The organism is Streptomyces sp. NBC_01546, from assembly GCF_045208355.1.
In the GTDB taxonomy this organism is placed as follows: Bacteria; Actinomycetota; Actinomycetes; order Streptomycetales; family Streptomycetaceae; genus Streptomyces.
In genome coordinates this window covers 3,393,445-3,405,426 of record NZ_CP109379.1, presented here as the reverse complement: position 1 = coordinate 3,405,426, position 11,982 = coordinate 3,393,445, and the positions used below count along the sequence as shown (strand labels likewise).

At 71.4% G+C, this 11,982-nt stretch carries 9 protein-coding genes and 1 pseudogene; 8 read left to right on the top strand and 2 right to left on the bottom strand.

The window, feature by feature from the left end; translation table 11 throughout:
• Positions 1-135 precede the first annotated feature (135 nt).
• On the top strand, positions 136-1,719 hold the full coding sequence (locus OHA89_RS15260; protein WP_406366377.1) for a methylmalonyl-CoA mutase: 1,584 nt from the start codon (positions 136-138) through the stop codon (positions 1,717-1,719).
• A 44-nt stretch (positions 1,720-1,763) separates the two neighbouring features.
• Positions 1,764-2,414, top strand: coding sequence for a leucine efflux protein LeuE (gene leuE, locus OHA89_RS15255; protein ID WP_257554591.1), 651 nt, complete (start codon positions 1,764-1,766; stop codon positions 2,412-2,414).
• Positions 2,415-2,434: 20 nt separating this feature from the next.
• On the opposite strand, the gene OHA89_RS15250 is transcribed toward leuE, so the two are convergent.
• On the bottom strand, positions 2,435-3,769 hold the full coding sequence (locus OHA89_RS15250; RefSeq protein WP_257554589.1) for an alpha-2,8-polysialyltransferase family protein: 1,335 nt from the start codon (positions 3,767-3,769) through the stop codon (positions 2,435-2,437).
• Complete coding sequence (locus tag OHA89_RS15245) at positions 3,769-4,752, bottom strand: glycosyltransferase family 2 protein (RefSeq protein WP_257554587.1); 984 nt, start codon at positions 4,750-4,752, stop codon at positions 3,769-3,771. The genes OHA89_RS15250 and OHA89_RS15245 overlap by 1 nt, the downstream gene beginning before the upstream one ends.
• A gap of 176 nt (positions 4,753-4,928) precedes the next feature.
• Between OHA89_RS15245 and OHA89_RS15240 the strand changes: the two genes are divergently transcribed.
• The 6 genes and pseudogenes from OHA89_RS15240 (at position 4,929) to OHA89_RS15215 (ending at position 11,819) form a co-directional block, all read left to right on the top strand.
• Complete coding sequence (locus OHA89_RS15240; protein ID WP_266607985.1) at positions 4,929-6,230, top strand: DUF6716 putative glycosyltransferase; 1,302 nt, start codon at positions 4,929-4,931, stop codon at positions 6,228-6,230.
• Positions 6,227-6,604 (top strand): annotated as a pseudogene (locus OHA89_RS15235) (cytidylyltransferase domain-containing protein); the annotation flags it as partial. The gene OHA89_RS15240 and the pseudogene OHA89_RS15235, both read left to right, overlap by 4 nt.
• A 399-nt stretch (positions 6,605-7,003) precedes the next feature.
• Positions 7,004-7,912, top strand: a complete 909-nt coding sequence (locus tag OHA89_RS15230; RefSeq protein ID WP_257559347.1) for an N-acetylneuraminate synthase family protein — start codon at positions 7,004-7,006, stop codon at positions 7,910-7,912.
• 62 nt (positions 7,913-7,974) lie between these two features.
• Positions 7,975-9,144, top strand: a complete 1,170-nt coding sequence (locus OHA89_RS15225; RefSeq protein ID WP_266607983.1) for a hypothetical protein — start codon at positions 7,975-7,977, stop codon at positions 9,142-9,144.
• Between the two features lie 137 nt (positions 9,145-9,281).
• On the top strand, positions 9,282-10,526 hold the full coding sequence (locus OHA89_RS15220) for an amidohydrolase (RefSeq protein ID WP_215149380.1): 1,245 nt from the start codon (positions 9,282-9,284) through the stop codon (positions 10,524-10,526).
• Positions 10,527-10,766: 240 nt separating this feature from the next.
• A complete protein-coding gene (locus tag OHA89_RS15215) occupies positions 10,767-11,819 on the top strand; it encodes a BMP family protein (protein WP_266607981.1) in 1,053 nt (350 codons plus the stop codon).
• Positions 11,820-11,982 lie beyond the last annotated feature (163 nt).

The following is an 11,982-nucleotide window of genomic DNA, read 5'->3' as shown; positions in this document are numbered from 1 at the left end:
ATGCCTCGCACGCGTGGAGAGTTGCACTCGGTCCCGCGATGTTGCGCCATTGTGACCAGGAGCCGTCCACAGCCTTACGAAGCGGGACGGTTCTACCAGCCCCGGGCCCGGTTGCTCTATGGAGGTTTTCGTCACATGGCACGCACCGAGAGCGGAAACCCGATCGAACCCGTCTACGGACCCGGCGATCTGACGGGGTGGGACCCCGGCGTCGAGCTGGGGGAGCCGGGGGATTTTCCCTACACCAGAGGGATTTATCCGACGATGTACACCGGTCGGCCGTGGACCATGCGGCAGTACGCCGGCTTCGGCACGGCCGCCGAGTCCAACGCCCGTTACCGGCAGCTCATCGAGGGCGGCGGGACCGGGCTGTCCGTAGCCTTCGACCTGCCGACCCAGATGGGCCACGACTCCGACGCACCCCTCGCGCACGGCGAGGTGGGCAAGGTCGGGGTGGCCGTCGACTCGCTCGACGACATGCGGACGCTGTTCGACGGGATCCCCCTCGACCGGGTCTCCACCTCCATGACCATCAACGCGCCCGCCGCGCTGCTCCTGCTGCTCTATCAACTGGTCGCGGAGGAACAGGGCATCTCGGGCGAGCAGCTGACGGGGACGATTCAGAACGATGTTCTGAAGGAGTACATCGCGCGCGGAACGTACATTTTTCCGCCCGGGCCCTCGCTCCGGCTCACGGCTGACACCTTCCGCTACTGCCGGGCCGAGATCCCCAAGTGGAACACCATCTCCATCTCCGGCTACCACATGGCCGAAGCGGGGGCCTCGCCCGCGCAGGAGGTGGCCTTCACCCTCGCCGACGGCATCGCGTACGTCCGTACGGCCCTCGCGGCCGGGATGGCGGTCGACGAGTTCGCGCCCCGGCTCTCCTTCTTCTTCGTCGCCCGCACCACCCTGCTCGAGGAGGTCGCGAAGTTCCGCGCGGCCCGGCGGATCTGGGCCCGGGTCATGCACGAGGAGTTCGGTGCGCGGGACCCGAAGTCGCTGATGCTGCGCTTCCACACCCAGACGGCTGGGGTCCAGCTGACGGCACAGCAGCCGGAGCTGAACCTCGTACGGGTGGCCGTGCAGGCACTGGCCGCCGTACTGGGCGGCACGCAGTCGCTGCACACCAACTCCTTCGACGAGGCGATCGCGCTGCCCACGGAGAAGTCGGCCCGCCTCGCCCTGCGCACCCAGCAGGTCCTCGCGTACGAGACGGACGTGCCGCACACCGTGGACCCCTTCGCCGGGTCGTACGCGGTGGAGCGGATGACGGACGAGCTGGAGGCGGCCGCGCTCGACCTGATGGGGCAGGTGGAGGCGAGGGGCGGTGCGGTGGCCGCGATCGAGGCCGGGTTCCAGAAGGCGGAGATCGAGCGGAACGCCTACCGCATCGCGCGGGAGACCGACGGCGGGGAGCGGGTGGTGGTCGGGGTCAACCGCTTCGCGCTGGAGCGGGAGGAGCCGTACGAGCCGCTGCGCGTGGACCCGGAGATCGAGGCGCGGCAGTGCGCTGCGCTGGCCCGGCTGCGGGCGGAGCGGGACGGGGAGGCGGTGGCGGGCGCGCTGGCGCGGCTGCGGGAGGCGGCCGCGGGAACGGGGGCGAACGTGCTCTACCCGATGAAGGAGGCGCTGCGGGCGCGGGCCACGGTGGGGGAGGTGTGCGGGGCGCTGCGGGAGGTGTGGGGGACGTACACCCCGGTGGATTCCACGTGGTGAAACCCAGGTTCTGACAGGTGTGTCCTTGTGGGACACTCCTGCCCATGCTGGGTGTGACAGATCTTCCTACTTATCTCGCCGGCCTGGTGCTGATCGTTCTGCTGCCGGGGCCGAACTCGCTCTACGTGCTGTCCGTCGCCGCCCGCGGCGGGGTGAAGGAGGGCTACAAGGCCGCCTCCGGGGTGTTCACCGGGGACACCGTGCTCATGGTGCTGACCGCGGCGGGCGCCGGGGCGCTGCTCCAGGCCAGCCCGCTGCTGTTCACCCTGGTGAAGTTCCTCGGCGCCGGGTACCTGGCGTGGCTGGCCGTGGGGATGATGCGCGCCGCCTGGGGGATGTGGCGCGACCGGAAGGCGCGGCAGGAGGAGATCCTCACCGGTGAGGAGCCGGCCGGCGGCATGGAGCGGCCGTACCGGCGGGCGCTGGTGGTGAGCCTGTTCAACCCGAAGGCGATCCTGTTCCTGCTGTCGTTCTTCGTGCAGTTCGTGGACCCGGGCTACGCCTACCCCGCCCTGTCGTTCCTGCTGCTGGGCACGCTGTCGCAGCTGGCGAGCTTCCTGTACCTGTCGACGCTGATCTTCACCGGGACCCGGCTGTCCGCCGCGTTCCGCCGCCGCAAGCGGCTGTCCGCCGGGGCCACCTCGGCGGCGGGCGTGCTGTTCCTGGGGTTCGCGGCCAAGCTCGCCGTCAGCTGAGACCCCTTGGCTGAGGCCCCTCAGCTGAGAACGCGGCGCAGCCGCCGGGCCATGCGCCGCACCGCCCTGCTGCGGGGCAGGAACGACAGCTGGGCGGGGATGCCGCCGGGCAGGCCGAGCGCGGTCAGCCGGCGGCGGGTGAAGTACCGCCAGGTGCGGTCGGTCAGATGCCGGGTCAGGTAGGCCTCGGCCATCAGCCGGCGCGCGGCGAGGATCTGCGGCTGCATGGTGAATCCGACCGCCGTCAGCAGCCCGGCCGGCTCGGCCCGGACGCGCTCGGGCGTCGGGGGAGTCCAGGTGCGCACGGCCTCCGCGTCCGCCAGGTCGGGGAGCAGGGCGTCCACCAGGGCCAGCGGCACGCGGTTGCTGTTCGGGTACGGGGTCAGGCGGGCCAGTATGGCGTCCGTGCCGGTCCGGGCCACCGGGAGCCCGTACAGGGTGGCGGCGGTCAGCAGTCCGGTGGAGAAGCAGCCGACGACCAGGGCCGGGCGCAGCCGCTGGTAGAGGGTCTCGGCCAGGAACGGCGTGTCGATGACGGTCATGCGGGCGCCGAGCCGCTCGGCCTCCTCCTCCGCGCGGCGGGAGTAGGCGGCCGGGGCGCTGGGGTGCGGTTTGAAGACCAGCTCGGTGTGGCCCAGGGCGTGCGCGCCGCGGACCATCGAGACATGGAGCTCCTCCTCCTGCTCCGGGGTCATGAGGTCGAGCGCCGAGAGGTACTGGCCGAGGAGGAGGGCGGGGGACTCCCCGATGCCGTCCAGGGCGGAGTCCTGCGCGGGCAGTTCCGCCAGGACCTTCAGGAAGGCCTCCGTCGGCACCAGCTCGACCCGCACCCCGAACTCGGTCAGGAGCAGCGGCTCCAGTCCCGGTACGAGGTCGAGGTGCAGGACGCGCCGCACGCGCATCCCGAGCTGCGGGTCGAGGCGGATGCGGGTGGGCCCGTAGCTCATCAGCCCGTCGGCGTAGACGTCGACGGCCGCGCCCGGGAAGAGCCGGCACAGGGTCTGGGCGGGCGCCACCTGGATGGACTCCACGATCAGTTCGACGCGGTCCTCGCCGAGGCCCCACAGGGTGCGCAGCTGCCGTTCCCACAGAGGGACGTCCTCCGCGCGGGGGGCCCAGGTGCTCGGGTGCTGCGGTTCGATGACGCGGTTCCAGTCGAGGACCTCGTCGAAGCGGGGGCGCAGGGCGTCGAAGCCCGGCATGTCCGCGACTCCGGGGCTGACCTCGGCGGTGACGGCGTGGTTGCTGGTCAGCAGGATCCGGCGGGCGGCGGGCGGGAAGGCGCCCGCGTCGATGCCGGCGGCGAGGGTGGCCGCTCCGTAGAGGGTGGAGGCCAGGAAGATCTGGGTGGGCATCAGGCGTTCGCCCCCGAGGCGGTGGTGCGGCGGCGGCCGCGCACGCGGCGCAGCAGTGTGGAGCGCTCCACGTCCATCGAGTCCAGGACCAGGTCCAGCACGTCCTGGGGCATGCGGCCGAGCGCGGCCGTGCTCATGGAACGGAGTTTTCTGGCCACGTCCGGTTCGAACCTCTCGATGGATCCGAAATGATGCGCGATAATCGCGCAATATGTTCGGACGGCTTTCGGGAGCAGCAGATCCGATTCTACGTCTGCGGCGGTATCCGAGAGCACTTGATCAAATGCGCGAATGAAATCGAGCTGCCGTTCGTCGCCGATTTGGGTCAGTGAGGTGGCAACCCCGCGCCGGTAGAAGATTCCGGGCAGTCCGACCGCGGCGAAGGACTCCGCCTCGCGGTGCAGCCGCCAGATCCACGGCCGGTCCTCCGCCGTCCGCAGCCCGTCGGTGAAGTGCAGCAGCCCGCGGTCCAGCAGCCGCCGGTGGTACATCCCGGCCCAGGCGTACGGATAGTCCACCGAGGTGGCCCGGTCGGCGGGCAGGATCGCGGTGCGCGGATCGGCGACGACCGACTGCGGGCCGTACGGGACGCGCTGCACGCTCCGCGACCTGCCGGTGCACTTCACGTGCTCGGTACGGACGAAATCGCAGCCCAGGGCCTCGATGGCGGCCAGGGTCCGGGCCAGGTGGCCCGGGGCCAGCCAGTCGTCCCCGTCCAGGAAGGCGAGGTACTCGCCGCGCGCCGCGTCCAGACCGGTGTTCCGGGCGGTGGCCAGGCCGCCGTTGCGCTCGTGTCTGAGGTGCACCGCCCCCGGCAGCTCGCGGGCCGCCCGCTCGAGCAGGCCGGGCGTCCCGTCCGTCGAGCAGTCGTCGACGAGAAGGAACTCGAAATCGTCCCGGGCGTTGAGTTCGAGACTCTTCAGGGCATCCGGTGCATATGTCTGCACGTTGTAGAACGGCACGACAACAGAGAGCTTGGGCACCCGTGAGACATTAGGACGCCGTCCGGCATTCACTGTGACCCCGATGCGGATTCCACATGAACGGCGCGGGGCGGGCGCGTTAACCCGCGCGCTTTCGCATTCCGTCGACGCGTTGTTAACCCGCTGTTGTGCGTTCGTTGGGCCGATCACCGAATTTGCGGAATAGCTTCTGCCGCGTGCCAGAACGCAAACGCGTCGCCGTAATCGCAGATTCCGACACGCGATGGAAATGGGGCGCACTCACCGCCCGCCGTCTCGTGCCCGACCACCAGCTCACCGGATTCCTGTTGCGCGGACGTGCCACACCCACCGCGCGCCAGCTCGGTGAGGTGGGCGTCCAGGGTGACCGGCCGGCCGAGGTGACCTGCGCCGAATTCCTCGCGGAGATCGGGCGGGAGCACTACGACGTGGTCGTCCTCTCCCTCGTCGGCGGGGCCGTCCAGGCCGTCCTGCACGGAGCCCGCGCCCTGTGGCCCGAGCCGTCGCGCCGCCCCGTCCTCGTCACCGGGTACGTGGGCGTCGTATACGAGAAGCTCGCCGACGGGCTGCTGCTGCGGCACGGCGCCGACCTCGTCCTGGCCAACTCCCGCCACGACGCGGAGCGGTTCCGTGCCGTGTACGAGGGGGTCGGCGCGGACGCGGGCGCCGTCACCGAGACCGCACTGCCCTTCCTCGGCGGGGCCGCGTACGAGCCGGCCGGATCCCGGACCCACACGGTCGTGTTCGCCGTCCAGCCCTCCGTGCCCGACAGCCGCGCCGACCGCGCGTACCTGCTGGAGCGGGCGGCCGGGCACGCGCGGCTGCACCCGGAGCGCGAGGTGCTGATCAAGCTGCGCAGCCGCCCCGGGGAACACACCACGCACCTGGAGGAGCAGCCGTACCAGCGGCTCGCCGCCAAGCTCCCCGGCGGGCTGCCGCCCAACTGCCGGCTGGTGTACGGGAACATGGGCGAGGTGCTGGACGGCACCGACCTGCTGGTCACCGTCTCCTCCACCGCCGCCCTGGAGTCCCTGCACCGCTCCATCCCGACGGCCGTCCTCACCGACCTCGGCATCCGCGAAGCCCTCGGCAACCACCACTTCCTGGGCTCCGGCTGCCTGGCCTCGTGGGACCAGCTCGACGCCGGGCTGCTGCCGAAGGCGCACCCGGACTGGCTGGCCGCCCAGGGGGTCGCCGGAGGCGGGGACCCCTACGCCGCCGCCCGCGCGAAGGTCGCCGAGCTGGCGGACCGGGACCGGCTCCCGGCCCCCGCCCCGTACTACACGCTCACCACCGCCCCCCGGTACCTGCCCGGGATCCTCGCCCGGCAGCACCTCGCGCCCGACGGCAGCCCGCTGCCCGGCGCGGTCCGCGAGACGGCGGGGCAGTCCCGGCTGCGCCGCAAGCTCCGCGCCCACCTGCGCGAGGCCGCCCGCGGGGCCTACCGGCACGGGGTGCAGCGCGTGGCCCCGGTGATCCGCCGGATGGGGGAGCTGTGAGCCCCCGCGTCCTCGCCGTGATCCCGGCGCGCGGCGGCTCCAAGGGGGTCCCCGGCAAGAACCTCGCCGAGGTCGCCGGCATCCCGCTCGTCGCCCGCGCCGTCCGGGCCTGTCTCGCCGCGCCGACCGTCACCGACGTGGTGGTCTCCACCGACTCGGAGGGGATCGCCGCCGCCGCCCGCGCCGCGGGCGCCGACGTGATCACCCGCCCCGCCGCGATCTCCGGCGACACCGCGAGCAGCGAGGCCGCCCTCCTGCACGCCCTCACCGCCTTCGAGGAACTGCACTCCGTCACCGTGGACGTGGTCCTCCTCGTCCAGTGCACCAGCCCCTTCCTGGCCGCCTCCGACGTGGAGTCCGTCGCGGCGGCCGTCGCCTCCGGCGCCGCCGACTCGGCCCTGACCGTGGCCCCCTTCCACGGCTTCCTCTGGCGGGAGGACCCCGACGGCTTCGGCACCGGGGTCAACCACGAGACGGCGTACCGCCCCCGGCGCCAGGACCGCCCCCAGGACCTGCTGGAGACCGGCGCCGCCTACGCCATGGACGCCGTCGGCTTCCGCGCCGCCCGCCACCGCTTCTTCGGACGCACGCTCCCGGTCGCCACCGACCCCGCGCGGGTCCTGGAGATCGACGACCCGCACGACCTGGAGCGCGCCCGTCTGCTCGCCCCGCTGCTCGACGTACGACCCGACCCGCAGCTCACACCCCTCGCAGCACCCGCCACACCCGCAACACCCGCTCTCGTACCCCCGCACCGAAGGACGTCACCTGTCATGACCGCCTCCCCCAACACCCGCCTCCGCAGCTTCGGATCGCGCACCGCGGGCCCCGGACAGCCCGTGTACGTCGTCGGCGAGATCGGCATCAACCACAACGGCGACCTCGGCAACGCCTTCGCCCTGATCGACGCCGCCGCCGAAGCCGGCTGCGACGCCGTGAAGTTCCAGAAGCGCACCCCCGAGATCTGCACCCCGCGCGACCAGTGGGACATCGAGCGCGACACCCCCTGGGGCCGCATGACCTACATCGACTACCGCCACAAGGTGGAGTTCGGCGAGGACGAGTACCGCGCCATCGACGAGTACTGCACCACGCGCGGCATCGACTGGTTCGCCTCCCCGTGGGACACCGAGGCCGTCGCCTTCCTGGAGAAGTTCGACCTCCCCGCCCACAAGGTGGCCTCCGCCTCGCTCACCGACGACGAGCTGCTGCGCGCCCTGCGCGCCACCGGCCGCACCGTCGTCCTCTCCACCGGCATGTCCACCCCGAAGCAGATCCGCCACGCGGTGGAGGTGCTCGGCAGCGACAACATCCTTCTCTGCCACGCCACTTCGACGTACCCGGCCAAGGCCGAGGAACTCAACCTGCGGGTGATCAACACCCTCCAGGACGAGTTCCCCAACGTCCCGATCGGCTACTCCGGCCACGAGACGGGCCTGCAGACCACCCTGGCCGCCGTCGCCCTCGGCGCCACCTTCGTCGAGCGGCACATCACCCTCGACCGCGCGATGTGGGGCTCCGACCAGGCCGCCTCCGTCGAGCCCGGCGGCCTCGCCCGCCTGGTCCGCGACATCCGCACCATCGAGACCGCCCTCGGCGACGGCGTCAAGCGGGTCTACGAGTCCGAGCTGGGCCCCATGAAGAAGCTCCGCCGCGTACAGGGCGAGCTCGCCGCCGTCTGACCCCGGTCCGGCCCCCGCTCCGCCGCCGCGTACGAGATCCGTCCCCTGTCGAGGAGTACGTGATGCCCACTTCAGCCCCCACCCTGGCGTTCGTCGAGAGCCCGGTCCAGCTCCTGAACGTGCTGGAGTGGGCGTACTCCGGCAGTGCGCCCGGCGAGTCCGTCCCGCTGCTCGACGGCGTTCCGAGCCAGCCGGGCCGCGGCACGGGCGGACCGGCCGGTCCGGGCGGTACGCCGGCGGCGCGGATGCGGATCGTCGTCCTGCCCCCCACCGACCCCATGTCCCGCGGCCAGCTGCGCCGGATGGCGGCGCTCGCCCGCGACGAGGGGCACGAGGTCCGCTGGCAGGAGGCGCGCGGGGGCCGGCTCGCACCGCTGAGGGCGCTCGCCGCCCTGGCCGGCGACGTGCGCGCGGCGCGCACGGTCGTCGTCGGCGACCCCTTCTCCCGCTACGTCCAGCTGCTGCTCACCCTGGTACGGGCCGAGCAGCTCGTCGTGGTCGACGACGGCACCGCCACCATGGAGTTCATCGCCCAGACCGCCCGCGGCGAACGCCTGGTCCGCTGGCACCGCGTCGGCGGCGGAGGGCCGGCCGGCCGGGTGCGCGAGCTGGCGTACGCACCGGTCTCGGCGACCGCCCGGCGCCGCTTCAAGGCCGCCAAGGCCACCGGCACAAAAGCAGCCCGGCGCGTCGAGGTGTTCAGCTCGATGCCCGTGACCGCCCACGGCACGATGACGCTGCGGGTCAACGACTTCGCCTGGACCCGGGCCCGCTTCGGCCCGCCGCGCCTGACCAAGGGCACCGACCTGGTCGGCACCTCGCTCGTGGAGACGGGCGTGGTGGACCCGGCCTGCTACCTGGACGCGGTGCGCACCCTGACCCGCGTGCACGGCGCCACCCGCTACTTCGCGCACCGCCGCGAGTCCCCGGAGAAGCTGCGCGCGCTCAGCGAGGCGACCGGGCTGGAGATCGTACGCCCGGACCTGCCGCTGGAGCTGATCGCGCGGCGCGGACCGGTCGGCCGGACGATCGTCAGCTTTCCGTCCACCGTCGTCCACACCCTGCCGTACGCGCTGACCGGCACCGGAGTCACCGTCGCTGTATGCGATATCGACCCCGACTGGCTCACCGGGTCCGCGTCGCCCCGTGCCCGCGGCTTCCTCGCCGGGGTCACCGACACGGCCCGCGATGTCCGCAGACTCCCCGCTCAGGCGGCTTCCGCGGCCGGATGAGCGGGCGAGTGTACCCCCGGGTGCAGCCGGTCATGCGTCCAGAGGTCGGGTTTCTTTCCCCTAACGGCATGAACTTTTCGTGATCCTCAGCCAGTTGGGCCATTGGTGCGCCTACCCTTCAACGGGTGAACCAGTTGATGTCCCGCGAGTCCCAGACCGCCCAGCCCGCCGTGTCCGAGCGGCCCGAGCTGCCCGGCAAGCTTCCGGACCACCTGCGTGCCGAACTGATCGCCTTCCGCCGGGACTTGCACATGTACCCGGAGCTCGGACACCAGGAATTCCGCACCACGGCGGCGATCAAGGCCCGGCTCGAAAAAGCCGGCCTGCGCCCACGGGTGCTGAAGTCCGGAACCGGCCTGGTCTGTGACGTGGGGACCTGGGACGGCGTACGGCCGATGCTGGCCCTGCGCGCGGACATCGACGCCCTGCCCATCCCGGATGCCAAAACGCACGTCTCGTACCGCTCGACCTTCCCGGACCGCGCCCACGCCTGCGGCCACGACGTGCACACCGCGATCGTCCTCGGCGCCGGACTGGTCCTCGCCGAGCTCGACCGCCAGGGCCTGCTGCCCCGCCCCGTGCGCCTGCTCTTCCAGCCCGCCGAGGAGGTGCTCCCGGGCGGGGCCACCGACGCCATCGAGTCCGGGGTCCTGGACGGCGTGGGGAAGATGATCGCCGTGCACTGCGACCCCCGGGTCGACGCCGGGCGGATCGGGCTGCGGCCCGGCCCCATCACCTCCGCGTGCGACCGGCTGGAGGTCACCCTCTCCGGCTCCGGCGGGCACACCGCCCGCCCGCACCTGACCACCGACCTGGTGACGGCCGCCGCCCGGGTGGCCGTGGACGTCCCGGCGCTGCTGACCCGCCGGATGGACGCGCGCTCGGGCATGTCGGTCACCTGGGGCCGGATCGAGGCCGGGCACGCCTGCAACGTGATCCCGATGCACGCCGAGCTGTCCGGAACCGTACGGTGCCTGGACCTGAACGCCTGGCACGAGGCGCCGGACATGATCCACGCGGCGATCGACGAGGTCGCGACGATGCACGGGGCCAAGTTCGAGATCAACCACGTCCGCGGGGTGCCCCCGGTGGTCAACGACCCGGTGATCACGGAACTGCTGCGCGAGGCGATGACGGTCCGCTGCGGCGCCGGATCGGTCGAGGACACCGAGCAGAGCCTGGGCGGCGAGGACTTCTCCTGGTACCTCGAGCATGTCCCGGGTGCCATGGCCCGCCTGGGGGTGCGCCGGCCCGGGGACACCGCCAAGCACGACCTGCACCGGGGCGACTTCGACGTGGACGAGTCCGCCATCGCCGTCGGCGTCGAGTTCTTCACGGCCGCCGCCCTGCTGGACGGGCGGCGCCCGGGAGCCGTCAGGTAAGGGCAAGGGCCCGCCGCCCCAAAATCCGGTACAACATTCGCGCATCTCGCGGCGGAGGTGTCCAGCCCTTGGTACACAAGGGCTGGGCACATGAGGAGTTACCGATCGGTCACTGTCCGGTTCGCGACGATCCGATAACGACTCATGAACGGGCCTTTAACTGACATCTACGCGCGTTACGATCGCCGCGAAACCAGCGCCGGTCGTGGCGCTTCGGTCAGGTTTTGAAGGAGCCTCCCCTTGCGCCGGATCACCAGGATCGCCACCGTGGGCCTCGCGTCCGCTGCGCTGGCCCTCTCGGCCACCGCCTGTGGCGGTAAGAACTCGTCGGACACCGGATCTTCGGACTCGAAGGACGCCAGCACCGCCATCGCGTACGACATCGGTGGCCGCGGCGACCAGTCGTTCAACGACGCCGCTTACGCCGGCCTGCAGAAGGCCGAGTCGGAGCTGAAGATCAAGGGCGCCGAGGCGGAGCCCACCGACGGCGAGGGCGAGGCCGACAAGGTCCAGCGCCTCACCGAGCTGGCCCGCAAGGGCAACAACCCGGTCATCGGCGTCGGTTTCTCCTATGCCCCCGCCATCAAGAAGGTCGCGCCGAAGTTCCCGAACACCACGTTCGGCATCATCGACGACACCTCGGTGACCGGCCCGAACATCGCCAACCTCGTCTTCAACGAGGAGCAGGGCTCCTACCTGGCCGGCGTCGCCGCCGCCAAGGTGTCCAAGACCGGCACGGTCGGCTTCATCGGCGGTGTCGAGGTTCCGCTGATCAAGAAGTTCGAGGCGGGCTTCACGCAGGGCGTCAAGGACACCAACCCGAACGCCAAGGTGCTGTCCCAGTACCTGACCCAGCCGCCGAACTTCGACGGTTTCGCCAAGCCCGACCTCGGCAAGGCCGCCGCGCAGGGTCAGCTCGACGCGGGCGCCGACGTGGTCTACGCCGCCGCCGGTCTGGCCGGCTCCGGTGCCATCGAGGCCGCCTCGGCCAAGGGCAAGTGGGCCATCGGCGTCGACTCCGACCAGTACAACCAGGCCGGTCTGTCGAAGTACAAGGACGCCATCCTGACCTCGGTCACCAAGGACGTCGAGGACTCGGTCTTCAACCTGATCAAGTCGGTCAAGGACGGCAAGCCGACCACCGGTGAGATCCGTTACGGCCTGGACAAGGACGGCGTCGGCCTGGCCGACTCCAACCCGAAGTACAAGGAGATGACGGACGTCATCGCCGCGGTGGAGAAGGCCAAGGCCGAAATCATCGCCAAGAAGATCAACGTCAAGACCGCCCCGTAAGGTCGTCTCTGACACTCAGTCGCGGTCTCCGGGGTCCGGGAAGCGGTCTCTATCGCTCCCGGGCCCCGAGCCGCGTTCTGAATTCACACCAGTGATCGAGCGGCCTGTGTGGCCGCAAGTTTTCACTTCCGACAGTGCTACGCGCGTAGAAGCATCGTGGACG